Below are 24171 nucleotides of genomic sequence, written 5' to 3'. Positions count from 1 at the left end.
CCCGTACTCCGGATAAATTATGAAATTAGCCACACTCAAGGACGGTAGCCGCGACGGCCAGCTGGCGGTGGTCTCGCGCGACCTGAAGACAGTGCACGTGGCCGACGCCATCGCGCCGACCCTGCAGGCGGCGCTCGATGACTGGGCGTTCATCTCGCCCCAATTGAGCGATATGTACCAGATGCTCAATAGCGGACGGACCTCGCGCAGTGCCGATTTCGATCCCGCCAACTGCATGGCGCCGCTGCCGCGCGCCTTTCAGTGGGCCGACGGCTCGGCGTATGTCAATCACGTCGAGCTGGTGCGCAAGGCGCGCAATGCCGAGATGCCGGCCTCGTTCTGGGAAGACCCCCTGATGTACCAGGGCGGCAGCGACGATTTTCTCGGGCCGATGGACGACATTGTGCTCGCGCACGAGGAGTGGGGCATCGATTTCGAGGCCGAGGTGGCCGTGATCACGGGCGACGTGCCGATGGGTAGCACGCCGGACCAGGCGTTTCAACAGATCCGCTTGCTGATGCTGGTGAATGATGTGTCGCTGCGCAACCTGATTCCGCCCGAGCTGGCCAAGGGCTTTGGGTTTTTGCAGTCCAAGCCGGCATCGTCGTTTTCGCCGGTGGCGGTCACGCCCGATGAGCTGGGCGAGCATTGGCAGGAGGCCAAGGTACACCTGCCGCTGCGCTCGACCTGGAACGGCAAGCTGGTCGGCCAGCCGCATGCCGGCGTGGATATGGTGTTCAACTTCGCGCAACTGCTCGCACATTTATGCAAAACGCGTAACGCGCGCGCCGGGACGATCATTGGTTCCGGCACGGTGTCGAACAAGGACGCCAAGCGCGGCTATTCCTGCATTGCCGAAAAGCGTGCCCTGGAAATGATCGAAGATGGCGTGGCTAGCACGCCGTTCATGCTGTTTGGCGACACCATCCGGATCGAGATGCTCGATGGGGCAGGCAAGTCCGTGTTCGGAGCGATCGAGCAAACGGTGAAGCAGGCCGAAGCGAAGAAGAGCCGATAAGGTCGACCCTTCCGCTGGCCCGGCCGCGCTGCGGCGCCGGAGCGGCAACGGCGGTCAAGTCTCACTAAAATCCGTGCATCCGCTTCAAATAGGCAGGCAACAGCCACCATAAACATACAATGAAGGTGGCGATCGTCGCTGCCATCGCCAGCCCCACCACGGTGCCGAACACCTCGGAAATCACCAGATTGGTCGCCAGGATCAGCGCCAGCGCCAGGGTGAACGCGCCCGCCACGATCTGGCAGGTCGCGACCCGCTTGAAGCGGGCGCGGTCGTTGAGGGGGCGCATCAGCCTGTGCTGGATCGCCGGCGCGCTCAGCAACACGAGACTGGTCAGCGCCAGCACGAAGGTGGCCAGGAAAACGATCTTTTCCGTTTGTACGATCTGGCGGAAACCGCCATTGAATGGCAGGATGATCAGGAACGCCGTCAGCATTTGCGCTCCCGGCAGCAGGATGCGCTGCTCGCTGAGCATGTCGGAAAAGTCACCATCCTCCTTGAGGTCGGCCGCGGCCAGCGGTTCTTGGGAATCGGGCGGAATCAGCGAATTCATGGTCATCGGGTAAATGTTGATCATTTTTAATTATACGAGAGCCCGTCACGCGCCCGCGTTCGCCTGCCACCACCCGAATTAAGCCCTGTTTGCCGCCTTAATCGGTGGATCGTCGCGGGGCGATGTCGCGAATAATGGCATCTTTAACGGGAGCCTGGCATGTCAGACGAAAGCGACGCAGAAAAGACCGAATCAGCGTCAGCCAAGCGCCTGGAGCAGGCGCGCGAAGAAGGCGACGTGCCGCGCTCGCGCGAATTGGCCACGTTTACGGTCCTGATGACGGCCGGCAGCATGCTGTGGTTCTTCGGCGCCGGCATCGTGCGCCAGCTGAACGCGACCATGGTGTCCGGCCTGGCCATGAGCCGCGAGCAAATCTTCGATCCCAATGCCATGATCCTGCGCGTGGCCAGCGATATCGCCCAAGTCATGCTGGCTTGCCTGCCGCTGGCGGCGGCGGTCATGGTGGTGGCGCTGGCGTCCCCCCTGCTGATCGGCGGCTGGCTGTTCAGCAGCAAGTCGTTCATGCCAAATTTCAACAAGTTGAACCCGATCCGCGGGCTGAGCAATATGGTGTCCACCAATGCGCTGGTCGAGCTGCTCAAGGCCCTCGCCAAGACCATCGTGGTGGGCACCGTGGCCTGGATGGTTGTGATGAGCCAGAGAGACGCCGTGATCGGCCTGGCCGTCGAGCCTTTGAGAAGCGGCAGCGCCCACATGGTCAACCTGATCGGTTCGGCGTTCCTGTCGATCGTCGGCGGTCTGGGCATCGTGGCCGCGATCGATGGTCCGTACCAGATCTGGCACTACGCGAACAAGCTCAAGATGACGCGCCAGGAAATGATCCAGGAGTCGAAAGAGTCGGACGGCAATCCCCAGATCAAGGGCAAGATCCGCCAGATGCAGCGCGAGATGTCGCAGCGCCGCATGATGGCCGACGTGCCGACCGCGGACGTGGTGGTCACCAACCCGACCCACTATGCGGTGGCGCTGAAGTATGGCGACGGCCAGCGCGGCGCGCCGCGCGTGGTGGCCAAGGGCAGCGATGAAGTGGCGGCCCGCATCCGCGAACTGGCCAAGGAAAACAATGTGGCCATGCTGGAAGCGCCGGCCCTGGCCCGTGCGCTGCACAAGCACACCGAGATCGGCGACGAGATTCCGGAAGCGCTGTACTCGGCGGTGGCCGAAGTGCTGGCGTATGTGTTCCAGCTGCGCGCCTACAAGAAGGATGGCGGAACTTACCCCGACCGGCCGACCAGGCTGCGCGTACCGCCCGAGCTCGACCCGCATGACCCGGCATCGCACACCAAACCTGAACCGAAGAACGGAGCCACACCATGAATCGCTTGAACATGCCGTCCTGGATTCGTGGAATGAAAGGTGGCGGCAACGCCATGGCGGCGCCGGCCATCATCATCATGCTGCTGGCGATGATGATCCTGCCGCTGCCGGCCTTCGTGCTGGACGTGTTCTTCAGCTTCAACATCGCGCTGTCGGTCATCGTGCTGCTGACCAGCCTGTACACGGTCAAGCCGCTCGACTTCATGGCGTTTCCGACCATCCTGCTGGTGTCGACCATGCTGCGCCTGTCGCTCAACGTGGCATCGACCCGCGTGGTGCTGACCGAAGGCCACACCGGCGGCGCCGCGGCCGGTAAAGTGATCGAAGCCTTCGGTCACTTCCTGATTGGTGGCAACTACACGGTCGGTATCGTCGTGTTTATCATTCTGACCATTATTAACTTTACCGTCGTCACCAAGGGTGCCGGCCGTATCGCCGAAGTGGGGGCCCGTTTCGCCCTGGACGCGATGCCTGGTAAACAGATGGCCATCGACGCCGACCTCAATGCCGGCCTGATCCCCGAAGACGAAGCGCGCCGCCGCCGTACCGAAGTGGCCCAGGAAGCCGAGTTTTACGGTGCCATGGATGGTGCCTCGAAATACGTGCGTGGCGATGCGGTGGCCGGCATCATGGTTACCGTCATCAATATTATCGGCGGGTTGCTGGTCGGCATCCTGCAGCACGACCTCGGCTTTGCCGAAGCGGCCAAGACCTACACCCTGCTGGCCATCGGTGACGGCCTGGTGGCACAGATTCCCTCGCTGATCATCTCGACCGCGGCCGGTATCGTGGTCTCGCGCGTGGCCAGCGAGCATGACATCGGCACCCAGCTGATGAACCAATTGTTCGCCAAGCCGGAAGTGCTGTACATCACTTCCGCGATCATCGGCGGCATGGGTTTGATTCCTGGCATGCCGAATCTGGTATTCCTGTTGCTGGCCGGCTCGCTCGGCGGCAGTGCTTACATGATCAACAAGAAAGCCAAGGCCCCGCCGCCGGTCGAAGTCGAAGCGCCGGCGCCCGTGGCCGCGCCCGAGCAGGAAGAAGCGAGCTGGCAAGACATCATGCCGGTCGATACCCTGGGTCTGGAAGTGGGCTATCGCTTGATTCCGCTGGTCGACAAGACCCAGGGCGGCGAGCTGCTCAAGCGCATCAAAGGCATTCGCAAGAAGTTTGCCCAGGAAGTCGGTTTCCTGGCGCCGCCGGTGCACATCCGCGACAACCTGGAGTTGAAACCGTCGGCTTACCGCATCACGCTCAAGGGGGTGGAAGTGGGCAGCGGCGAGTCGATGAACGGGCAATTCCTGGCAATCAATCCGGGCATGGCCAGCGGCAACCTGGCCGGCCTGGTGACGACCGATCCGGCGTTCGGCTTGCCGGCGGTATGGATCGATGCCGGTCTGCGCGACGAAGCGCAGAGCATGGGGTATACGGTGGTCGATGCCGGTACTGTCGTGGCAACGCACTTGAATCATTTGATTACGACGCACGCATCGGAATTGCTGGGCCGGGCCGAAGTACAGGCGCTGCTCGACCATCTGGCCAAGGAAGCGCCCAAGCTGGTGGAAGACCTGGTGCCGAAGCTGGTGTCCTTGTCGACCTTGCAGAAAGTGTTGCAGAATTTGCTGATCGAAGGCGTGCACATCCGCGATATGCGGACCGTGATCGAAACCCTGGCCGAATATGCCACGCAGACCCAGGATCCGGCCGATCTGACCGCCGTGGTACGGATTGCGCTGGGGCGGGCGATTGTGCAGCAGTTGTTCCCGGGGACGAATGAATTGTCGGTGATGACCCTGGATAACCGGCTTGAGCGGCTGTTGATGCAGGCGCTGGGGACGAATGGCGATGGCGCCGGGATCGAACCGGGCCTGGCCGATACGATTGCGCAGCAGGCCGGCGCGGCTGCCGCGCAGCAGGAACAGTTGGGCTTGACGCCGGTGCTGCTGGTGCCGGGGCCGTTGCGTGCGATGCTGTCGCGCTTCCTGCGCCGGGCTCTGCCGCAGTTGAAGGTGCTGTCGCATGCCGAGATTCCGGAGACCAAGACGATTCATGTGACCAGTTTGGTGGGGGGGCAGTAAGAAACCACCCACCGTCGTTCCCCAGTGCCGCACATACCCCGTCGTTCCCGCGAAGGCGGGAACCCAAGTTTTTACCGAAGCTGCGAGCGGATTTACGAACTTGGGTTCCCGCCTTCGCGCACTGTCGTCCGGAATAATTTTCTTGACGCGCTCACGAGAAGAGGCATCCTTGAATTTCTGCGAATTCGTGCGCCGCTTGTCGTCGTCGGCGATCATGTAAATCTTCGGTGTCCGTACGTTGAAATAGGGTTGCGCGGACGAAGCAAAGGCAATCCCACAGGGTCCGTTTCACACGGTTGGACTCGTTGAACAGTGCAACCAACAAATAACTGATGAGAGCGGTAAGTATCTGAATCCGGACCGCGTTTTCAGATCGTCCGAGGAACTGCTTGATCTTGAGGTGCTGCTTGATCCATTTGAAGAACAGCTCGATTGCCCAGCGCTTTTTGTAGTGCTGGGCAATTTCCATGGCACTACTGTCGAAGTCGTTAGTAGCCAGAACGATGGGCGTATCTTTGTTCGGCCGCGCCACGATGACACGGCGCAAAGGCTTCCCAAAGTAGAGATTGATCCGTTTTCCGCCGAGCCGTTTGTGCTTGAAAGTAACGATTTCGTCGCTGAGCACGATGTGCGCATCATCAGCAGGGATGTCCGATTTCTGCAGGACGTTGACAGCGGCGTTGTTCTTGAAACGAGTAACAAAGCGCGCGTTGGCCTCGTCAATGGATTTCCACCAATTGAAATCGCAATAGCCCTTGTCAAATACATAGAGCGCGTTCGCTTCGAGCGGTACGTCAACTGCCCGTTCAACGTCATTGACGTTGGGGTGGCTAATGTCGTGCCAGACAGGGATTGCATCATGGGCATCATACAAAACGTGCAGCTTCAAGCCTTGCGTATTGCGAGTGCTATTCTCGGGCGTCCACCTCTCAAACTCCCGTCCCTTCAACGTCAACGAGGTGGAGTCAAGCAAATACATCAGATCATTGCTTTGCTGGCGCAGCTTACGCGACACCTTCCCCATCAACCAGGCAGCGGTATCACTAAACACCGTGTCAGATCGATTCTCATTGGCGTCAGCCAAGGTGGAGCGCTTGATCGCTGACGTACCAAGATGGTAGTGATGCGCGACATGACTGTTGAAGCCAGTCTCCAGTGGTCGCAACCCCTTCGCCTCACTGATCTGCGCGTAGAGCATGGCAATGAGATGATCCCAATGCCCGAACTTCTTGCAATATTTGTCGGCATTGTGCCGTTCGACTAGTTGAGCGAAGGTTCCTCGCGGGAGCCCCTTCATTAAACGCTGAAAAGTAGTTATGCTGAACATGTTGCAGGTTTGGTTTTTAAGTTGGCAAACAGAGGTTAACCCTCGTAAACCAATACCTGCAACCCTTTTAACGTTGTCAACCCACTTTATTCCGGACAGCAGTGCGCCTTCGCGGGAACGACGGTGGTGGCGGGAACGACGGTGGTGGCGGGAACGGCGGTGACGGGCGACTACGTCTCTTAATCCGCGGTGAAATCCAGATACAAATCCCGCCAAGCCGGATTGCCAGCCTGCACCAAATTCACCTTCCAGTTACGCCGCCATTTCTTGATCTGTTTTTCCCGCTTGATCGCTTCCATGATGTCCGTGTGCATTTCATACCAGACCAGCTTGTGCACATCGTAGCGTTTGGTAAAACCTTCCACAACGGCGTTGCGATGTTCCCAGACGCGCTTGACCAAATCCGAGGTGACCCCGGTATACAAGGTGCCGTACGGATCGCTGGCGAGAATATACACAAAGCTGTACCTGTCCATCCCTGCATCTTGACCGCATGAGAACACCGCCCCACCCATCCCGATCAAACGCGCGCGGCAGCTCCTCCGAAATGAACCCCTTTTACCATCCTCCTCCCTCGATCATTTCCAAACTGCATCGTCAATAATGGATCCTGTCAGTGCCTCATGTGAGTGCACCCAGCAGGAACCCAGGAGTTGGCGATGAATGTCAAAAAATTTACGGCCGCAACATCACGCGATGCACTACGCAAGGTCCGCGAAGCGCTCGGCCCCGATGCCGTCATCTTGTCCAACCGACCGGTCGATGGCGTGGTCGAAATCCTCGCCCTCGCCAGCGACGACGTCGCCTCGATCTCGTCGCCCGCCCACGAAACCGAGATGGCCCAGCCGCGCCCATCCCTGTCGATCCCGCCCGAATCCTATGCCAACCGCCGCAGCGTGCCCGCGCCGGCGCCGGCCTACGCCGCCCCGGAATCGTTCGACATGTCGATGATGGCCTCGCAAATGTCGTCGATGATGCAGCAAGCCATGGCCCAGGCCAAGGACAGCGCCAGCGCCGAAATGTCGGGCATGATGAATGAAATCCGCGCCATGCGTGGCTTGATGGAAAGCCAGCTGGCCGAGATCGCCTGGGGCACCACCCAGCAGCGCGAGCCGCAAAAAGCCGGCGTGCTGCGCGACATGCTGGCCGCCGGTTTCTCGGCCAGCCTGTCGCGCTACCTGATCGAAAAACTCCCGGCCGGCAAGGATGCCGCCGACAGCCTGCGCTGGATTAAAACCGTCCTCGCGCGCAACCTCTCCACCATCTCGAACGAAGATGAAATCCTGGAAAAGGGTGGCGTGTTCGCCCTGGTCGGCCCCACCGGCGTGGGCAAGACCACCAGCACCGCCAAGCTGGCCGCGCGCTGCGTGATGCGCCATGGCCCGGAAAAACTGGCCCTGATCACCACTGACGCCTATCGTATCGGCGGCCACGAACAACTGCGCATCTACGGCAAGATCCTCGGCGTGATGGTGCACTCGGTCAAGGATGAATCGGACCTGCGCATCGCCCTCAAGGAATTGCGCAACAAGCATACCGTGCTGATCGACACCGTCGGCGTCTCCCAGCGCGACCAGAACGTGGCCGAACAGGTGGCGATGCTGTCCGAGACCGGCGCCGACGTCAAGCGCCTGCTGTGCCTGAACTCGACCTCGACCAACGAAACCTTGAACGAAGTGGTGCGCGCCTACCAGGGCAGCGGCCTGGCCGGCTGCATCATGACCAAGCTCGACGAAGCGGCCTCGATCGGCAACGTGCTCGACGTCGTGATCCGCCAGAAGCTGAACCTGTTCTACGTCTCGAACGGCCAGAGGGTGCCGGAAGACTTGCACCTGGCCGACCGCAACATGCTGGTCGACCGCGCCTTCCGCCTCAAGCGCGACCTCGCCGCCACCCAGTTTTCGGACGCCGAACTGCCGCTGCTGATGGCCAATACCAGCACCGCCCGCAACGACCGCAGCCTGCGCGAGGTGTCCCTTGGCTAACCACTTCGATTTCGACCAGGCCGAAGGCCTGCGCCGGATGCTGGCCGGGCCCAAGCCGCGCATCGTCACCTTTCTCTCGGCCACCCCGCAAGACGACAAGGGCGCGATGCTGGTCAACCTGGGCGCCTCCCTGGCCCGGGCCGGCAACGACGTGCTCATCGTCGACGCCTGCGACCGCGAATACGGCGTGGCCCAGCGCCTCGGCGTGGCCGACCGCGCCAGCCTGTTGCAGGTGGCGCGCCAGCAGTGCGCGCTGAACCAGATCATCCACCAGGTGCCGCAAGGCTTCGGCGTGGTCAGCATGGCGCGCGCGCGCGGCGGCCCGGACGAAGCGCGGCGCCTGGCCAAGACCTTCGACGTGCTGGTCAAGCAGACCGGCATCGTCATCGTCGACGGCGAATTCGGCGACGACGACAGTTTCCCGGTGCCGGTCATGGACAGCGCCGAAATCGTGGTCCAGGTGTCCACCAGCGCCGCCTCGATCACGGCCGCGTACGCCCTTATCAAGCGACTTTCGCAACAGTTGGGGCGCCGTCCGTTCGGAATTCTGGTAACGGGCGCATCCGAAGCCGAAGCCAAGGTGGTATACGATAATATGTCATCTGCGGCAAGTCGTTACCTTGCCGTACAGCTCACGTCGATGGGCTCGGTCCCGGCGGACGAATACCTGCACCGGGCCGCGCGCTTGGGCAGGGCCGTGGTCGATGCGTTCCCGCTGGCCGGCGCGTCGGTGGCATTTCGCCAGCTGGCGGGGCGCTTTGCCCTGACGGCCATGCCGCAACTTGGCAGGACAGGGGGGACTTCCCATTTTGGTTCTTAAAACATACTGATAACTATGTACACCGTCAAAGGGAAAGCGGACAAGAACCATTTACTGACGGAGCACATGCCGTTGGTGAAGCGGCTCGCCCACCACATGAAGGCCAAGCTGCCTCCGAGCGTGGAAGTCGACGACCTGATCCAGGCGGGCATGATCGGCCTGCTCGACGCCATTACCCGCTACGAGGAAACCCACGGCGCCCAGTTCGAGACCTATGCCGTGCTGCGCATCCGCGGCGCCATGCTCGACGAATTGCGCAGCAGCGACTGGCTGCCGCGCTCGATGCGCCAGAACATGCGCAAGATCGAAACGGCGATGAGCACCCTGCAGCAAAAGCTGGGCCACCCGCCCACCGAATCCGAAGTCGCCAAAAGCCTCAAGCTGTCCCTGGCCGACTACCAGGACATGCTGACCGACGGCGGCGGCCACCAGCTGGTGTACTACGAAGATTTCCACGACAACGAAGGGGGCAACGACAGCTTCCTCGACCGCTATGCGGTGGACGATGCCGATCCGCTGCGCAGCCTGCTCGACGGCGACTTCCGCCAGGCCGTCATCGACGCCATCGACAATTTGCCGCCGCGTGAAAAAATCCTCATGGGCCTGTACTACGAAGAAGAACTGAACCTGAAAGAGATCGGGGCCGTCATGGGTGTATCGGAATCGCGCGTGTCGCAATTGCATACCCAGGCGGTCGCGCGCCTGCGGGCGTCCCTGAAGGAGCAGGCGTGGACTGGGCCAGCGTAGCGGGGATTTTCCTGGCGCTGGCCGGTCTGCTGGTCGGCCAGGGGCTGGAGGGCGGCAAGCTGTCCTCGCTGGTACAGCCGGCCGCGTTCGCCATCGTGTTTATCGGCACCGCCGGCGCCGTGCTGCTGCAAAGCGAAGCGCCCACCTTCATGCGCGGCGTGCGCATGCTGCGCTGGGTGTTTTCGCCGCCCCCGAGCCAGCGCGCCGCCCTGGCGCGCGAGATCGCCGTGTGGGGCTTGCACGCGCGCCGCGACGGCTTGCTGTCCTTGGAAAAATACATGGCCGTGAACAAGGATAAATTCGTGCAGAAAGGCTTGCGCCTGGTGGTCGACGGCATCGCCCCCGACAAGCTGCGCAGCCTCTTGGAGATGGAAGTGACGGCCTACGAATTCGGCGAGCGCCAGGCGGTGAAAATCTGGGAATCGGCGGCCGGCTATTCGCCCACCATCGGCATCCTGGGTGCGGTGCTGGGCCTGATCCACGTGATGGAAAACCTGAGCGACCCTGGCAAGCTGGGCAGCGGCATCGCGGTGGCCTTCGTCTCCACCGTGTACGGGGTCGGGCTGGCGAATATGTTTTTCTACCCGATCGCCAACAAGCTCAAGTCCATCGTCGCCGAACGGGTGACCCAGTACGAAATCCTGACCGATGTCTTTCACGACATCGCCAGCGGCGACCATTCGCGCGTGATTGAAGAGCGGGTCGCCTGCCTGCTTTCGCGGCCCTGAGCCATGGCGCGCAAAAAATACGAAGCCGAGCACGAAAATCACGAACGCTGGCTCATTTCGTACGCCGATTTCATTACCCTGCTGTTCGCCTTTTTCGTGGTGATGTACGCGATCTCGGTCGTCAACGAAGGCAAGTACAAGGTGTTTTCCGTGTCCCTGGGCGACGCCTTCGGCGGCAAGGACAAGAGCACGGCCAGTGTCGCCAGCAGCAACGTGCCGCAGCTGATCGTGCTGCCAGACCCGCTCGTCAAGCGGCGCGCCGAAGCCATGCGGCGCGAAAAGGAACGCTTGACCAGCCTTGCGCAAAAGCTCACCTCGACCCTGGCCCCGCTGGTCAGGGAAGGCAAGGTGCGGGTGACCCAGAACAGCCGCGGAGTGAGCGTCGAGATCAATGCCAGCGTGCTGTTCGATCCGGGCGACGCCGCCCTCACGCCAGCCTCGGACCAGGCCCTGCGCGCGCTGGCGGTGCTGCTCAAGGACGACCCGCATGCGGTGCAGGTCGAAGGCCATACCGACCCGACCCCGATCAGGAACGCGCTGTTTCCATCGAACTGGGAATTGTCGGCGGTGCGCGCGAGCAGCGTGGTGCGCCTGTTCATCGACAGCGGCGTGGCGCCGGCGCGCCTGACCGTGGTCGGGCACGGCGCCAATATTGCCGTCGCGCCGAACGACACGCCCGAAGGCCGCGCGCGCAACCGGCGCGTGGCGGTGACGATCTTGTCGGCGCTGCCCGATACCACGACCGAGATTCCGACCCGTTGATCCAAACGGGCTGGCCTGATGCGCGAAACGCGGCACAATGGCTGAGTGCGGCACAGACGGGCGACCCGGCCCCGTCGATGGACAAGCGCAGCCGGGCCGACGAGAACAAGGAGCATGGCGATGAAACGATCAGTGGCGGGCGTGTTGATGATCATGGCGCTGGGACTGGCCTATGCGAAGGATAAACCGATGCACGGCGTGAACGAAAAAATCGCGGTGGCCTCGCGCGGCGGCAAGGTGCTGGTGACCCTGACGGTAAGCAATAAAACGGCGCAAGCGATCTACCTGTGGAAGGTCATCTACGCCAGCGAGCAACTGTTCGGGCCGGAGTTCGATATCAAGGTGGCGGGCAGTGCGGCGCCGGTCAATTACATGGGCCCGGTGGTCAAGCGTGCACCGCCGGGGCCGGATGACTATGTGAAGGTCGAGCCGAACGGCGTGCATCGCAACACCATCGACATCACCCGCTCGTATGATTTCCTTCCCGGCAAGCACCGCTACCAGCTCAGCCATACAGGAAGTTACGTGCCCGACTTGCAGCACCTGACTGATCCGGTGGCGATGAAGCCGGGGTCGACGGTGTTCACACATACCCAGGTGGCGCAGCCGGCGGAACAATAATGCTCCCGCCAAATCTTTCTTAACCGGGGTCTGACCTCGATTAAGAAACATTTCTTAATTGAGGTCAGACCCCGAATGCGACTTGCAGCACCTGACTGATCCGGTGGCGATGAAGCCGGGGTCGACGGTGTTCACGCACACCCAGGTGGCGCAGCCGGCGGAACAATAATGCTCCCGCCAAATCTTTCTTAACCGGGGTCTGACCTCGATTAAGAAATATTTCTTAATTGAGGTCAGACCCCGAATGCGGGGGGAGGCCTGCGAACCATAAAAAAACAGCCTGGCCGCTCGCGCTGCCAGGCTGTTTTTGCAGGTCGCTCGCTTACGGCAGCGACGGGGTGTTTTCGCCGAAATATTCGTGCGAATCGGCATTGTCGATGGCTTTGGTCGGATTGCTGATCGCCAGGCTGGCGGCGGCCGACTGGCCGTACGCCCAGTCATCGGTCGAGCCGACCACGTTGAAGTGGCTCAGCTCATGCACCAGGGTGCCGCCCTTGGAATCAGTGCCCGACGTTGGAGCCGACCAGAAGGCGTTGCAGACGTAGATCTTGTACGGCTGCGTCGGATACACATAGGCGTAGTAGGATTCCTTGCAGCTGCAATCGACCACGATCGGCTTGGTGTCGAGCGCATTCTTGATGTTGGCATAGTGCGTCTTCACGGTCGAGTAGCGACTCGAGTTGTTCGCGCCGAACCATTTCGTGTAGCGCTTGCCTTGCAGGTTGCCGTTGAGGTAGGTAACGCCGCTGTTGGCCATGGTCTTGGCCGCCGAGATGGCCGAATTGATCGAGCTTTGCTGCCCTGAGCTGCAGCTGGAGAACGAAATGCCGGCCGTTCCCGCCTGTTGCTGCCGGGACGCCAGTTCGACCGGATCGGCTGCCACCGTGCCGCGGTCGAGCCGTCCGTCAATCCACAACGATACCGGCGCCGATTCGATCTCGCCGATCTCGCGTTCGGTGCTCATGGTCATGCTGTTGCCGTCCGGCGGAGAATTGAACAGGTTGAGCGAGGCGGCGTGGTAGCGCACCGCGTAGTCGCCCGTCACGCTCATGTCGTACAGCGCCGACAGCTCGACCTTGGACGTGTGCGAGGCGCCCGGCTTGAGCAGGTAGTAATCCTTGGCGGTCGGGGCAGGGCGCTTGTAATGGCGGCCCTGGTAAGGCACGGCCACGCCGTCGCGGGTGACGTCGAACAGGTGATCTTCGACCCCGGCAAACGGCGTGTGCCACTTGAGCACGTATTGCGGCTTGGATGAGGTGTTGGTGATGGTGACGCGCATGACGACATCGTCTTCCTTGCCGAGCGACGCTTTTTCCGGCGTCAGGCTGACAGTCACCCCGTTCGACCCTGCCTGTGCTACCAGGCAAGCTGCTGCTGCTACGATACCGACGCTTGCTTTTACCAAGTGATTCCAGTTCATACAGTTCTCCGTGAGTGAATGTGCTTGTTCTGAGTGCCGGGCCAAAAGCGGCCTCAACAACCCATCGTTACACGGGGAACCGGCACAGGACATACATATTCATCGGTAATTGTGTACTTCTGGCAAATTCTGAACGTATCATTGTTATTATCAAAAGAATGTGCTTTCGCACAATTCCCTCAATGAAATCAAGCTTGTTGCGGGAAAAAATTTCAATCGATATTTAACAATAATGTTAAATTTTGGCGTGGCTGTCCCATGCTGCGGGCAAGTGGGTATGCGGGCGCCGTGGCGCATGGTGTGAACTGAGCAAAGGGGAAAATGATGACGAACAAGAACTGCCGGCTGCCGGGTGGCGCCATACGCGCGCCGCACGCTGTGCTTGTCTGGAGAAAGCGCGCCGCCGCATTGGCACTGGCGTGCGCCTGGTCCGGCGTTCACGCAGGCGCGCCGCGCGCCGTCGCCGGGGCAGCCGACACCATTTACCGTAACGGCTATGTCTATACCGTGGATGCCGGTGACAGCGTGCAGCAAGCCCTGGCCGTGCGCGCCGGGCGCATCGTCTACGTGGGCGACAATACCGGCGCCGCCCGCCTGGCCGGCAAGCGCACCCGCATTATCGACTTGCAGGGACGCATGCTCATGCCCGGCCTGATCGATGCCCACATGCATCCCCTGTCCGGCGGCAAGCGCCTGCTGCACTGCAATCTGAACTACGAAGCGCTGACCGTGCCCCAGTTCCAGGCGCGTATCCAGGCCTGCGTCGACAAGGAAGGCCGTAGCAAAGGCGTCAAGGAATGGCTGCAGGTGGTGAACTGGTTCGAGCAAGGCATGCTGCCGGCCGGGGTGGAAACCACCCACGCCACGCTCGATACGATCAACACCGCGCGCCCGGTCGTGGTGCGTTCCTCGTTCGGCCACTCCAACCTGGTCAATATGCGTGGCCTGGAAGTGGCCGGCATCACGCGGGCAACACCCAATCCGGCTACCGGCAAGATTGTGCGCGACGCCGCCGGCGAGCCGACCGGGCTGCTGGAAGACGCGGCCATGGAGCTGGTCGACAAGCTGCTGCCGAAGACCACCCCGGCCGAAAACATCAGCGCCGCCACCTTCGCCATGCAAGCGCTGGGGCGCCAGGGCGTGACGAGTTTTTTCGACGCCAGCAGTGACCAGGAAATCTTCACCGCTTTTGCCGCCATCGAGCGCCAGGGCAAGCTGAGCGCGCGCGCCCATTTCGCGGCCGAAGTGGCGACAGAAGACGGCGCCGATCCGGCCCGCGCGCTTGCGTCCGTGCTCAAGATGGTCAGGCGCTATCACCAGGACAAGAACGGCGTCGCTCCCTCCATGCGCGTGCGCCACGCCAAGCTCTATATGGATGGCGTGATCGCCGCGCCGGCCCTGACCGGCACCATGCTGGCGCCCTATTATGTGGACCGCGGCACGCCGCAGCATCCGCACTGGGTGCCGGGCGACAGCAAGGGGCCGCCGACCTATTTCCCGCCCGCCGCGCTCAAAGCCATCGTCATCGGGCTGGCTACGGCCGGCATCGATGCCCACGTCCATGTGGATGGCGACGGCGCCGTGCGCGAAACGCTCGACGCCGTCGAGGCCTTGCGCGCCACACCTGCCGGCAAGGATGCGCGTCCGGCCCTGGCGCATGCCGAAATTGTCGATCCGGCCGATTTTGGCCGCTTTGCCGCGCTCGATGCGAGCGCCGTGCTGTCATTTCAGTGGGGTAAGCCTGCGCCGGATACGGTGGCCGGGCTAAAGGATTATCTGGGTCCGCAGCGCTACGCGATTCTCGAACCGCAGTCGCTGCTGCTCGACGCCGGCGCGCGCGTGGTGTTCGGCAGCGACTGGCCGGTCGATCCGCTCGACGAATGGTTCGCGCTCAAGGTGGGGGTGACCCGCACCAATGCGCCGTCGGCCGGTCCCGAGTTCGCGGGTAAACTCGGCCCGGCGCCGGGCATGCCGCGCGCCGCCGTGTTGCGTGCGGCCACCATGAATGCCGCCTATACCTTGCGCCAGGAAGGGCAGGTGGGTTCGCTGGAAGTGGGCAAGCTGGCCGATTTGATCGTGCTGGACCGTAATTTCTTCCAGATTCCGGATGAAGAGATCGCCGACATCAAGGTGTTGCAGACGGTGGTCGGCGGCAAGGTTGTGCACCAAAGTCCGGCCTTTCCATGAACGGGAAATAGCGCAGGCTTCCCCATCCCGGCAAGGTGTTGATGCGCAGCTTGGTGATGCAGGCAAGGCTTCACTGTACCGTTTCAAGCCCGGCGTCGCGCAAGCGCGTGGCGTCGCTCACCGCTTTCCGGTAAAAATCCTGGTAAGCGGCGGATTTGCCGATCCGCCCGATGGCATCCCACAGGCGCTCGACCTCGGCGGCGTGGGCCCCGTACCAGGCGCTCGAGATGCCAAGAAAATACGATTCTTGCGAAAACGGCAGCGGCAGCATCTCGAGCTGATCGGCGAAACGGGGTTCGGCGAGGTGGTCCAGGCCGCTGAATTCGGCGCCAATGGCCACATCGCCGCGCTGCGCGGCCAGTTTCGAAAAGATCAGGTCCAGTGTCTTGCCCTTGTCATCCATCGGCACACCCATGGCCCGCAAGCGGTCGACCAGCAGGACCGAGCCGAACGGCACCAGAACGGGCAAGGTCCGGTCGGTAAACCGCTCGCCGTTCCAACCCACCGCGCTGCCCTTGCGGCGAAACACCATCGCGCGCGCCACCATGACCGCGCGCGCGCCGTCCGGTACGCCCGCACGCATGGGAAACGACATGAAAGGGAGCAGGGAAGGAGTGTAGGGGGCGGTCGGGAAGCCGTCCGCCACGCCGGCCCGAATTTCTTCGCGGCAGCGTGTCACCGGCGCGCCATAAAACACCACCTGCACGCCGCTTTCCCTGGCCGCCAGGCGGATCAATTCGCCCGCCGTTCCCTTGCCATCGGAGGTGATGAAGGGCAGGTGGGAGCGTTCATCGACGCACAGGCGCAAGGTCGGGCCGTGCTCGCGCGCGCTGGCGCTGGCGGGAGCGGCGCCCCACACCGGCGGCGATAGCAGCAGCGCTGCAAACAGGCAGGCACAGCCGCGATCGGGGAACATGAGGGAGCAGGGAGCGGCTTAAAGGGAAGGGACTAACCGACCACGTAGCGCTTCGAGGGCCCGGTGGGCGTGGCTTGGCCGCGCGGGCCGTACACGGCCGCTTCGCCGCCGCTGGTGGGCGTGCGCATGGCGTTGATCAGGCTTTGGGTGTGCGACAGTTGCTTGTTGATCAGCATGCCGTTGATGCGGTTCAGTTCCTTGGCTTCGCGCGTCACGTCCAGCAGCGCTTGCCAGCCCGGCAATGCCTCCGCATGGCTGTCGACCCATGTCTGCATGCCGCTGTCGTCCGCCGCAAAGCCGGCCGCCGCCAGGCGCTGGTAGCGCTGCTGCGCCAGCGCCGTGATGTCGACCACCACCTGCGCCTTGCGCGGGGTCAGCTCGGCCAGGCCGGCCGTGTCGGCGCTGACCAGCAGTTGCTGTTCCTGCTTCATCAATTCCAGCACGGAAGTGATCAAGGCAAGTTCCTGCGGCAGGGTTGTGCTCGGGCTGGCAGTGGACATGGTCGTGGTATCGCCGGAAAACCGGCGCGGTTAGCGTTTTCGGGAATGCAGCAGGTCGCGCACGGTGTCCAGCAAGCCATCCGCGACTTTCTCGGAATTGACCTGGAACTGGCCGTCGGCAATCGCCAGCTTGATGCGCTCGACTTTCTTGGTGTCGAACACGCCATTGCTGTTGCCCACCGCGCTGGCCATGGCCTGGCCCTGCGAGGACAGCTTGACGCTGTCCGTACTGGCGGGCGCGCTGCTGCTGGCTTTTTCGGCATTCTTGGCATTGGCCGCGGGCGTACTGGCCGCCGGCAGGCCGGGGTTGCTCTTTAGGGTATCGTTAATTTTCACAGTATCATCCTTCTCTGGGCGGAGCGGTAAAACCTCCAGGGTCTGCGTAAGTAACGGCGCTCGCGTCGTAAACTTTAGCGCTTTCCGGCACGAGTTTCTACTCCCCCCTAAAACACCACCTCGACCAGCCCGCCCGCCTTGGCCACACCGCTGAGTATGGCGCCGGCCGGGGTCCTGACCTGGACCACCTGGCCATCGCTGGCGTTGCCGATCGCGCGCGCTTCGGCCGATACCCGGAACCCGTTGCCGCTCGATACCACCCTGACCAGCTGTCCCTGCTGCACCACCTGCTTGCCGCGCAAGGTATCGAGCCGCAAGGGCGTACCCGAGGCCAGGGAGACCGTGCTGGTGCGTCCGACAGCTTGCGCCATGTTGGTGACGATTCCATTCGGCATCGCTGAAATGTCGCCTCGTAGCAACACCAATTGCGATTGTTCAATTGTTTGACCTTGTGCCAGCGGCACCGAGGTGGCCACGTAATCGGTCACCACGCTCACCTGTGCCTGAATATACACCGTCCACGCGACCGGCGCGGTGCAGCGCACGCCGACCGTGGTTTTTCCCCAGGTGCGCGCGCCCGGCTGCTGGAATGCCTGCGGCGCCGGGCAGGAAGCGATGCTCATGCGTTGATTGATGGGGCCGACCGTGACCGTCACTTCCCCCGCCAGCGCCGCGCTCTGGGCTTGCAGGAACTGTTCGGCCACGCTCTTGAGCACGGCCGGATCTTGCAGCGCCAGCGCCGGGGCGGCGGCGGGCTGCGCGGCGACTATTGGCGTTAGGCAACATTGCGCGGCAAGCAAGAGGACAGAAATGAAGTGAATTTTCATAGTGATTGCTTTCAGGAATGAGAGCATCATAGGCTTCATCCGACGTCGCCGAACGCCTGAATAGCCGTGTTTTGGTGTTCCTGATCGTTCGATTGGGCCGGCAATACGGCCCGTATGATTCATCCTGTCATCACCAGTACAGTGCCGCCAACCCGGGGGCAGTCGACAGATGCGGAGCACGACATGATTGGCAAACTCGACGATTACATGCGCTTTAACGAGACGGCCCTGAGCCTGCGCTCGCAACGCCAGGAATTGCTGGCGTCAAACATCGCGAATGCAGACACGCCTAACTACAAGGCGCGCGATATCGACTTCGCCAGCGCCCTGCAGGGCGCGCTGGCCAAGAGCACCCCGCCGGCTGGTGTGCTCAAGCAAACCGCCGCGGCCCATCTGGCGAGCGGGGTTGCCAAGGGCGATCTGCTGGCCAACGGCAGCCCGCTACTGTACCGCACCCCGGCCCAGGGCGCGGTCGACGGCAACACGGTCGACATGGATGTCGAGCGCAACCAGTTCGCCGACAACTCCCTGCGCTACGAAGCCGGGGTCACGATGATCAATATGCAAATCCGCGGCATGATCGCGGCGATCCAGGGAGGCCAGTAATCATGTCGCTATTTAATATCTTCAATGTATCCGGCTCGGCCATGAGCGCCCAGGCCCAGCGCCTCAATGCCACCGCCAGCAACCTGGCCAATGCCGACAGCGCCACCAGCGCCAGCGGCGAGGCCTACCGCGCCAAGCAAGTCGTGTTCGAGGCGGTCCCGACCGACGGCGGCGGAACCGGGGTCAAGGTGCGCGAAGTGATCGAAGATCCTTCCCCGCTCAAGATGGTGTACGACCCCAAGCATCCGATGGCCGACGAAAAAGGGTATGTGGCCATGCCGAACGTAAACGTGGTCGACGAGATGGTCAACATGCTGTCGGCTTCCCGTTCTTACCAGACCAACGTCGAAACCATGAACGCGGCCAAGTCGTTGTTGATGAAAACCTTGACCCTCGGTCAATAACCTGAGAAACCGCCATGGCAACCGTTAGTTCGAATGCACCCGTGATGTCGCAAGACTTGCTCAACGCCGTCAATCCCAAGAAGCCCAAGGCGGCCGAAGGCAGCGTCGAAGCCGATACCGACAAGTTCATGACCCTGCTGGTTACCCAGCTCAAGAACCAGGACCCGATGAATCCGCTCGACAATGCCCAGATCACCAGCCAGCTGGCCCAGTTGTCGACGGTGACCGGAGTCAACAAGCTGAACACGACCATGGAAACGCTCAAGTCGAGCTACCAGGCTTCCGAAGGCATGCAGGCCGCCAACCTGATCGGCCACGGCGTGCTGGTGGCCGGCAATGGCGTGACCCTGGCCGGCGGCAAGGGCATCATGGGGGTGGAGGTGGGCAGCGCGGCCGACAAGGTGCAGCTGATCATCACCGATCCGACGACCGGCAAGGATATCCAGACTATCGACCTCGGCCAGCAGCCGGCCGGCACCTTGCCGATCGCCTGGGATGGCGTGGTCGATCCGACCAAACTCGACGCGGCCGGGAAACCGATCGCCCTCAAGGATGGCAATTACCTGATTCGCGTCGTCGCCGAGCGCGGTGGCGAAGTCTTGAAGGATGCCAAGGCGCTGTCCTTCGACACGGTCGCCAGCGTCACCACCAGCGCCAAGGATGGCGTGAAACTGAATCTGCCTTCGCGGGGCGTCGTGACCATGTCCGACGTCAAGCAAATTCTGTAAGCAAGCCGCTACTACTTCAATCTATTTAGGAGAAACACCATGTCGTTTCAACAAGGACTTAGCGGCTTGAATGGCGCAGCCAAATCGCTCGACGTTATCGGCAATAACATCGCCAACGCCAGCACCGTCGGTTTCAAGGGTTCGCAGGCCCAGTTTGCCGACGTGTACGCCAATTCGCTCAACGGCGCCGGCGGCAACCAGGCCGGTATCGGCGTGAAAGTGGCGCAGATCGCCCAGCAGTTCACCCAGGGCAATATCGAAAGCTCGAACAACCCGCTCGACATCGCCATCAACGGCGCCGGCTTTTTCCGCACCGATGTCAACGGCGACGTCCAGTATTCGCGCAATGGCCAGTTCTCGCTCGACAAGAACGGTTTCGTGGTCAATGCCCAGGGCGCCAAGCTGACCGGGTATGGGGTCAGCAGCACCGGCAATATCCTGACCGGTTCGCCGATTCCGCTGAAGATCGACAATAGCGACATGAGTCCGCTGGAAACGACCCGCGTCGATACCCAGCTCAACCTCGATTCGCGCAGCGCCCTGCCCAAGACCGTGCCCTTCAATGCGGCCGATCCGGAAACCTACAACAAGCAAACTTCGATCGACGTGTTCGACAGCCTGGGCAATTCGCACGTGATGTCGACCTTCTATGTCAAGACCGGCCCCGGCTCATGGGACCTGTACGTCGGCTCGGACGGGGTGGAAATGACCAACCAGGCGGTCGCCGCCGCCGCGCAGACCGATGCCGCTTCCGGCACGGCGCGTACCGCTTTCCAGACCGCCGCCACCAGCATACCGCCGGGTAACATGGCCGCCGCTGCGGCTGCCTACGCGACCGCCGCCGGCGCCGCCGTGGCCGCTGCCGCCGGTACCGCCGGCGCCACCGCTGCCCAGCAGACCGCCATTACCACCGCCGCCACCAGCGCCGGCGGCATTCCCGGCATCACGCCGGGCGAGATCGACAAGCTGATCGCCGCCGCCGTCAAGGTGCCTGGGGTGAGTGTCGGTCACCTCAATTTCGACACCAACGGCGTGCTGAGCAATGCCGCCATGGCACCGCAGACCCTGCCGCTGCAAATCGACTTGCCGGTGTTCCCGCTGACCGGCGCCCAGCCCACGATCACGATGGATTTGCATTTCGCCGGCTCGACCCAGTATGGTGATGCCACGGAAGAAAAGAAGTCGAGCCAGGACGGTTATACGGCCGGCAGCCTGCAGCGTTTCTCGACCGGTCCGGACGGCACCATCCTGGGGCAGTACAGCAACGGCGAATCGCGTCCGCTGGGACAAGTCGTGCTGGCCAATTTTTCCAATCCGAACGGACTGCAACCGCTGGGCAACAACGCGTGGGCGCAGACGCCGACCTCGGGCGCGCCGCTGCTTGGCACGCCCAATTCAGGTAGTCTCGGCAATCTGCAATCATCGGCGGTGGAAAATTCCAACGTCGACCTGACGGCGGAACTGGTCAACATGATCACGGCGCAGCGGGTGTACCAGGCCAACGCGCAGACCATCAAGACCCAGGATTCGGTGCTGCAGACCCTGGTCAACCTGCGTTAATACCAAGGTCGTTCCCGCGTAGGCGGGAACCCAAGTTGGTTGATCCGCTAGCGGCGTCGGCATGTACTTGGCGGGAACGCATGCGTTCCCGCCTCTCCAGGAGCTAGCCTTTGCCACTAAGTTGAGCAGTTTTGCGACCGCAAATCTCGAAACCGTCGCTCCCGCGGAGGCGGAAACGCATGCGTTTCCCCCATAGCACCTTTGATGATCCAATGTGCTATGGATTCCCGCCTGCGCGGGAAAGACGGAGCTTAAGTTAGCGCTATTTGAAACCGGCCTCTGACTTTGCATGGTTCCAAGAGAGTTGAGGAGTTTCCTTGAAACCGGGCGCTGCGCGGGAAGTCGTTGTCGCCAATGGCGACAACGACAGGATATTGGCGGAGCGGCGGGTGAGGATAGTAGAAACGTCAGTAGGGCACGCATAAGGAAACATCATGGATAGACTCATCTACACAGCCGCCAGCGGCGCCAAGCACATCCTGGAGCAGCAGGCCACCACCTCGCACAACCTGGCCAACGTCACCACCACCGGTTTCCGCGCCCAGATCGATGCCTTTCGCGCCGTGCCCATCGTCGGCGAAAACCTGCCCCTGGCCACGCGCGCCTTCGTGGTCAATTCCACGGTCAGCTCCGATTTTTCCTCCGGCCCCCTGCAACTGACCGGGCGCGACCTCGATGTCGCCCTCAAGGGCAAGGGTTTCCTCGCCGTGCAAATGCCTGACGGCAGCGAAGCCTACACCCGCAACGGCGCCCTGCAAATGAATGAAAACGGGCTGCTTACCAACACCGCCGGCTTCACCATCCAGGGCGACGGCGGCCCCATCACCGTCCCGCCCGAAGTGTCGGTATCGATCGGCGGCGATGGCACCATCTCGACCATCGCCACCACCACCAAGCCGGGCGCGCCCACCGTGCTGGGCCGCCTGAAACTGGTCAACCCGCCCGAGCAGGACCTGGTGCGCGGCGACGATGGCTTGTTCCGCCTGAAAGACGGCAGTCCCGCCGCGGCCGACCCGCAAGTGGCGGTGGCCGGCGGCGCCCTCGAAGGCTCCAACGTCAGCCCGGTCGATGCCATGGTGAACATGATTTCGCTGGCCCGCTCCTTCGAGCTGCAAATGAGCCTGATGAAGAATGCCGAGAACAACGCCACGAAAGCCACCCAGATCCTCGCTTTGGGATAACACCAGGGCGCGCATAATCTCTTCATTGATCGGTGCGTGGCGATGTTCGCCGGCCGCCGTTACTGGAGAAGACCATGATTCGTTCCCTTTTTATCGCCAAGACCGGCCTGGAAGCGCAGCAGACCAACCTGGACGTCATCACCAATAACCTGGCCAACGTCAGCACCAACGGCTTCAAGCGCAGCCGCGCCGTGTTCGAGGATTTGCTGTACCAGAATGTGCGCCAGCCAGGCGCCCAATCCTCGCAACAAACCCAGCTGCCTTCGGGCCAGCAGATCGGGACCGGCGTGCGCGCCGTCTCGGTCGAACGCATCCACACCCAGGGCAATCCCCAGCAGACCGGCAACTCGAAAGACGTGATGATCAACGGCGCCGGTTTCTTTTCCGTGCTCATGCCTGACGGTACCGCCGCCTACACCCGCGACGGCTCCTTCCAGAGCGATTCCAACGGCCAGCTGGTCACCTCGTCCGGCTTCGTGGTGCAGCCGGCCATCACCGTGCCGGCCAATGCCCAGTCGCTCACCGTCGGGCGCGATGGCACCGTTTCGGTGACCCTGCCGGGCACCAATGCGCCATCCCAGATCGGCAGCCTGCAAGTGACCACCTTCGTCAACCCGGCCGGGCTGGAGTCGAAAGGCGAAAACCTGTACGTGGAAACCGGCGCCTCGGGCAATGCCAACACCAACACCCCGGGCACCAACGGCGCCGGGGTGGTGCTGCAAGGCTATGTGGAAACCTCGAACGTGAACGTGGTCGAGGAAATGGTCAATATGATCCAGACCCAGCGCGCCTACGAGATCAACAGCAAGGCGATCACCACGTCCGACCAGATGTTGCAAAAATTGTCGCAGCTGTAAGCGCGGCCAGGAGAACTGTCATGAAATCCATTCTCATCGTTTCCCTGCTGGCGCTGGCCGGCTGCGCCGCCACCCCGAGCTCGATCGTGCAGCGGCCCACCAGCGCGCGGCCCCTCATGGCCGAGCAGAGCGCGCCCGCCAACGGCGCCATCTACCAGAGTTCCCAGTACCGTCCGCTGTTCGAAGACCGCCGCGCGCGCCATATCGGCGACATGCTGACCATTAACATCACCGAGAAAACCTCGGCCGTGAAAGCCGGTGCCAGTTCGGGCAACAAGTCCGGCTCGGCCAACTTCGCCGCGCCCGGCGTGATCAAGGGCGTGTTCGGCGCTGCCGTCGGGGTCGAGGGCGCCAACAAATTTTCCGATTCGGACAACCAGAGCGCCAGCAACACCTTTACCGGCACCATTGGCGTGACCGTCACCGAAGTGCTGCCGAACGGTAACCTGATCGTGGCCGGCGAGAAGCAGGTCGCCATGAACAAGGGCATCGAGTTCATCCGCTTCTCCGGGATGGTCAGTCCCGACAATATCGGCACCGGCAACACGGTGTCGTCGACCCAGGTGGCCGATGCGCGGGTCGAGTACCGGACCAACAGCCAGATCGACCGCGCCGAAATGACGGCGATGGTGTCGCGTTTCTTCCAGTCCCTGCTGCCATTCTGATCGG

Annotated in this window: 25 protein-coding genes; 17 read left to right on the top strand and 8 right to left on the bottom strand. The window is 62.2% G+C overall.

Annotation, left to right across the window (positions count from 1 at the left end; genetic code table 11):
• Positions 1-19 precede the first annotated feature (19 nt).
• Positions 20-1018, top strand: coding sequence for a fumarylacetoacetate hydrolase family protein (locus IV454_RS00980; RefSeq protein WP_206089794.1), 999 nt, complete (start codon positions 20-22; stop codon positions 1016-1018).
• Positions 1019-1082: 64 nt separating this feature from the next.
• Here IV454_RS00980 and IV454_RS00975 read toward each other — a convergent pair whose 3' ends face one another.
• Entirely contained in the window at positions 1083-1595 is a 513-nt protein-coding gene (locus IV454_RS00975) for a DUF6328 family protein (protein ID WP_229521982.1), read from the bottom strand.
• A 135-nt stretch (positions 1596-1730) separates the two neighbouring features.
• On the opposite strand from IV454_RS00975, the gene flhB reads away from it, so the two are divergent.
• The gene (flhB, locus tag IV454_RS00970; RefSeq protein WP_206089793.1) at positions 1731-2909 is read left to right on the top strand and encodes a flagellar biosynthesis protein FlhB; all 1179 of its coding nucleotides are present in this window, start codon (positions 1731-1733) and stop codon (positions 2907-2909) included.
• Positions 2906-4990 (top strand): flagellar biosynthesis protein FlhA, encoded by a 2085-nt coding sequence (gene flhA, locus IV454_RS00965; protein ID WP_054264180.1) that lies wholly within the window; start codon positions 2906-2908, stop codon positions 4988-4990. The genes flhB and flhA overlap by 4 nt, the downstream gene beginning before the upstream one ends.
• A gap of 151 nt (positions 4991-5141) precedes the next feature.
• On the opposite strand, the gene IV454_RS00960 is transcribed toward flhA, so the two are convergent.
• Together IV454_RS00960 and IV454_RS00955 are read right to left on the bottom strand one after the other, a co-directional pair.
• Entirely contained in the window at positions 5142-6317 is a 1176-nt protein-coding gene (locus IV454_RS00960; RefSeq protein WP_206087730.1) for an IS4 family transposase, read from the bottom strand.
• Between the two features lie 179 nt (positions 6318-6496).
• Positions 6497-6793 carry a GIY-YIG nuclease family protein gene (locus IV454_RS00955; protein ID WP_206089792.1) on the bottom strand — a complete coding sequence of 99 codons (297 nt, stop codon included), beginning with the start codon at positions 6791-6793 and terminating at the stop codon, positions 6497-6499.
• 183 nt (positions 6794-6976) lie between these two features.
• On the opposite strand from IV454_RS00955, the gene flhF reads away from it, so the two are divergent.
• The 6 genes from flhF (at position 6977) to IV454_RS00925 (ending at position 11980) form a co-directional block, all read left to right on the top strand.
• Positions 6977-8302 carry a flagellar biosynthesis GTPase FlhF gene (flhF, locus tag IV454_RS00950; RefSeq protein WP_054264178.1) on the top strand — a complete coding sequence of 442 codons (1326 nt, stop codon included), beginning with the start codon at positions 6977-6979 and terminating at the stop codon, positions 8300-8302.
• 37 nt (positions 8303-8339) lie between these two features.
• The gene (locus IV454_RS00945; protein ID WP_370662701.1) at positions 8340-9122 is read left to right on the top strand and encodes a MinD/ParA family ATP-binding protein; all 783 of its coding nucleotides are present in this window, start codon (positions 8340-8342) and stop codon (positions 9120-9122) included.
• A gap of 15 nt (positions 9123-9137) precedes the next feature.
• A complete protein-coding gene (locus IV454_RS00940; RefSeq protein WP_054264176.1) occupies positions 9138-9869 on the top strand; it encodes an RNA polymerase sigma factor FliA in 732 nt (243 codons plus the stop codon).
• Positions 9851-10597 (top strand): flagellar motor protein, encoded by a 747-nt coding sequence (locus IV454_RS00935; RefSeq protein ID WP_206089791.1) that lies wholly within the window; start codon positions 9851-9853, stop codon positions 10595-10597. The genes IV454_RS00940 and IV454_RS00935 overlap by 19 nt, the downstream gene beginning before the upstream one ends.
• A gap of 3 nt (positions 10598-10600) precedes the next feature.
• Positions 10601-11359 carry a flagellar motor protein MotD gene (motD, locus tag IV454_RS00930; protein WP_206089790.1) on the top strand — a complete coding sequence of 253 codons (759 nt, stop codon included), beginning with the start codon at positions 10601-10603 and terminating at the stop codon, positions 11357-11359.
• 120 nt (positions 11360-11479) lie between these two features.
• Complete coding sequence (locus IV454_RS00925) at positions 11480-11980, top strand: hypothetical protein (RefSeq protein WP_206089789.1); 501 nt, start codon at positions 11480-11482, stop codon at positions 11978-11980.
• 322 nt (positions 11981-12302) lie between these two features.
• On the opposite strand, the gene IV454_RS00920 is transcribed toward IV454_RS00925, so the two are convergent.
• On the bottom strand, positions 12303-13400 hold the full coding sequence (locus IV454_RS00920; protein ID WP_206089788.1) for a M35 family metalloendopeptidase: 1098 nt from the start codon (positions 13398-13400) through the stop codon (positions 12303-12305).
• Between the two features lie 324 nt (positions 13401-13724).
• Here IV454_RS00920 and IV454_RS00915 point away from each other — a divergent pair, with 324 nt between their 5' ends.
• Complete coding sequence (locus tag IV454_RS00915; RefSeq protein ID WP_206089787.1) at positions 13725-15587, top strand: amidohydrolase; 1863 nt, start codon at positions 13725-13727, stop codon at positions 15585-15587.
• A 70-nt stretch (positions 15588-15657) separates the two neighbouring features.
• On the opposite strand, the gene IV454_RS00910 is transcribed toward IV454_RS00915, so the two are convergent.
• The 4 genes from IV454_RS00910 to flgA all read right to left on the bottom strand — a co-directional run bounded on the left by IV454_RS00910 (position 15658) and on the right by flgA (position 18166).
• The gene (locus tag IV454_RS00910) at positions 15658-16503 is read right to left on the bottom strand and encodes a transporter substrate-binding domain-containing protein (RefSeq protein WP_206089786.1); all 846 of its coding nucleotides are present in this window, start codon (positions 16501-16503) and stop codon (positions 15658-15660) included.
• Between the two features lie 32 nt (positions 16504-16535).
• A complete protein-coding gene (locus tag IV454_RS00905) occupies positions 16536-17003 on the bottom strand; it encodes a flagella synthesis protein FlgN (RefSeq protein ID WP_206089785.1) in 468 nt (155 codons plus the stop codon).
• Between the two features lie 30 nt (positions 17004-17033).
• Positions 17034-17339 carry a flagellar biosynthesis anti-sigma factor FlgM gene (gene flgM / locus IV454_RS00900; protein WP_054264169.1) on the bottom strand — a complete coding sequence of 102 codons (306 nt, stop codon included), beginning with the start codon at positions 17337-17339 and terminating at the stop codon, positions 17034-17036.
• 107 nt (positions 17340-17446) lie between these two features.
• Positions 17447-18166, bottom strand: a complete 720-nt coding sequence (gene flgA / locus IV454_RS00895; RefSeq protein WP_206089784.1) for a flagellar basal body P-ring formation chaperone FlgA — start codon at positions 18164-18166, stop codon at positions 17447-17449.
• 183 nt (positions 18167-18349) lie between these two features.
• Here flgA and flgB point away from each other — a divergent pair, with 183 nt between their 5' ends.
• The 7 genes from flgB to IV454_RS00860 all read left to right on the top strand — a co-directional run bounded on the left by flgB (position 18350) and on the right by IV454_RS00860 (position 24167).
• Positions 18350-18772 (top strand): flagellar basal body rod protein FlgB, encoded by a 423-nt coding sequence (gene flgB / locus IV454_RS00890; RefSeq protein ID WP_054264167.1) that lies wholly within the window; start codon positions 18350-18352, stop codon positions 18770-18772.
• A gap of 2 nt (positions 18773-18774) precedes the next feature.
• The gene (gene flgC, locus IV454_RS00885; protein ID WP_054264166.1) at positions 18775-19176 is read left to right on the top strand and encodes a flagellar basal body rod protein FlgC; all 402 of its coding nucleotides are present in this window, start codon (positions 18775-18777) and stop codon (positions 19174-19176) included.
• A gap of 14 nt (positions 19177-19190) precedes the next feature.
• Positions 19191-19904 (top strand): flagellar hook assembly protein FlgD, encoded by a 714-nt coding sequence (locus IV454_RS00880; RefSeq protein WP_206089783.1) that lies wholly within the window; start codon positions 19191-19193, stop codon positions 19902-19904.
• A 39-nt stretch (positions 19905-19943) separates the two neighbouring features.
• Positions 19944-21464 (top strand): flagellar hook protein FlgE, encoded by a 1521-nt coding sequence (locus tag IV454_RS00875; RefSeq protein WP_206089782.1) that lies wholly within the window; start codon positions 19944-19946, stop codon positions 21462-21464.
• A gap of 434 nt (positions 21465-21898) precedes the next feature.
• Positions 21899-22645: a flagellar basal-body rod protein FlgF gene (gene flgF / locus IV454_RS00870; RefSeq protein WP_054264163.1), complete on the top strand. Its 747-nt coding sequence runs from the start codon at positions 21899-21901 to the stop codon at positions 22643-22645.
• A 74-nt stretch (positions 22646-22719) separates the two neighbouring features.
• Positions 22720-23502: a flagellar basal-body rod protein FlgG gene (gene flgG / locus IV454_RS00865; RefSeq protein WP_054264162.1), complete on the top strand. Its 783-nt coding sequence runs from the start codon at positions 22720-22722 to the stop codon at positions 23500-23502.
• Positions 23503-23522: 20 nt separating this feature from the next.
• Entirely contained in the window at positions 23523-24167 is a 645-nt protein-coding gene (locus IV454_RS00860; protein ID WP_206089781.1) for a flagellar basal body L-ring protein FlgH, read from the top strand.
• Positions 24168-24171: the final 4 nt, after the last annotated feature.

Source organism: Massilia antarctica, from assembly GCF_015689335.1.
Classification (GTDB): Bacteria; Pseudomonadota; Gammaproteobacteria; order Burkholderiales; family Burkholderiaceae_D; genus Telluria_A; species Telluria_A antarctica.
Note: the sequence above shows the minus strand (reverse complement) of the source record. Positions and strands in the feature narration are given on the sequence as shown.

Bases quoted from the DNA above. Each gene is read 5' to 3' on its own strand.
- IV454_RS00925 (WP_206089789.1), top strand. From the start codon at position 11,480: ATGAAACGATCAGTGGCGGGCGTGTTGATGATCATGGCGCTGGGACTG.
- IV454_RS00940 (WP_054264176.1), top strand. From the start codon at position 9,138: ATGTACACCGTCAAAGGGAAAGCGGACAAGAACCATTTACTGACGGAG.
- IV454_RS00910 (WP_206089786.1), bottom strand. From the start codon at position 16,503: ATGTTCCCCGATCGCGGCTGTGCCTGCCTGTTTGCAGCGCTGCTGCTA.
- flgB (WP_054264167.1), top strand. From the start codon at position 18,350: ATGATTGGCAAACTCGACGATTACATGCGCTTTAACGAGACGGCCCTG.
- flhF (WP_054264178.1), top strand. From the start codon at position 6,977: ATGAATGTCAAAAAATTTACGGCCGCAACATCACGCGATGCACTACGC.
- flhA (WP_054264180.1), top strand. From the start codon at position 2,906: ATGAATCGCTTGAACATGCCGTCCTGGATTCGTGGAATGAAAGGTGGC.
- IV454_RS00955 (WP_206089792.1), bottom strand. From the start codon at position 6,793: ATGGACAGGTACAGCTTTGTGTATATTCTCGCCAGCGATCCGTACGGC.
- IV454_RS00975 (WP_229521982.1), bottom strand. From the start codon at position 1,595: ATGATCAACATTTACCCGATGACCATGAATTCGCTGATTCCGCCCGAT.
- IV454_RS00920 (WP_206089788.1), bottom strand. From the start codon at position 13,400: ATGAACTGGAATCACTTGGTAAAAGCAAGCGTCGGTATCGTAGCAGCA.
- IV454_RS00960 (WP_206087730.1), bottom strand. From the start codon at position 6,317: ATGTTCAGCATAACTACTTTTCAGCGTTTAATGAAGGGGCTCCCGCGA.
- IV454_RS00875 (WP_206089782.1), top strand. From the start codon at position 19,944: ATGTCGTTTCAACAAGGACTTAGCGGCTTGAATGGCGCAGCCAAATCG.
- IV454_RS00945 (WP_370662701.1), top strand. From the start codon at position 8,340: ATGCTGGCCGGGCCCAAGCCGCGCATCGTCACCTTTCTCTCGGCCACC.
- flhB (WP_206089793.1), top strand. From the start codon at position 1,731: ATGTCAGACGAAAGCGACGCAGAAAAGACCGAATCAGCGTCAGCCAAG.
- IV454_RS00980 (WP_206089794.1), top strand. From the start codon at position 20: ATGAAATTAGCCACACTCAAGGACGGTAGCCGCGACGGCCAGCTGGCG.
- IV454_RS00860 (WP_206089781.1), top strand. From the start codon at position 23,523: ATGAAATCCATTCTCATCGTTTCCCTGCTGGCGCTGGCCGGCTGCGCC.
- flgA (WP_206089784.1), bottom strand. From the start codon at position 18,166: ATGAAAATTCACTTCATTTCTGTCCTCTTGCTTGCCGCGCAATGTTGC.
- IV454_RS00915 (WP_206089787.1), top strand. From the start codon at position 13,725: ATGACGAACAAGAACTGCCGGCTGCCGGGTGGCGCCATACGCGCGCCG.
- motD (WP_206089790.1), top strand. From the start codon at position 10,601: ATGGCGCGCAAAAAATACGAAGCCGAGCACGAAAATCACGAACGCTGG.
- flgG (WP_054264162.1), top strand. From the start codon at position 22,720: ATGATTCGTTCCCTTTTTATCGCCAAGACCGGCCTGGAAGCGCAGCAG.
- IV454_RS00880 (WP_206089783.1), top strand. From the start codon at position 19,191: ATGGCAACCGTTAGTTCGAATGCACCCGTGATGTCGCAAGACTTGCTC.
- flgF (WP_054264163.1), top strand. From the start codon at position 21,899: ATGGATAGACTCATCTACACAGCCGCCAGCGGCGCCAAGCACATCCTG.
- flgC (WP_054264166.1), top strand. From the start codon at position 18,775: ATGTCGCTATTTAATATCTTCAATGTATCCGGCTCGGCCATGAGCGCC.
- IV454_RS00905 (WP_206089785.1), bottom strand. From the start codon at position 17,003: ATGTCCACTGCCAGCCCGAGCACAACCCTGCCGCAGGAACTTGCCTTG.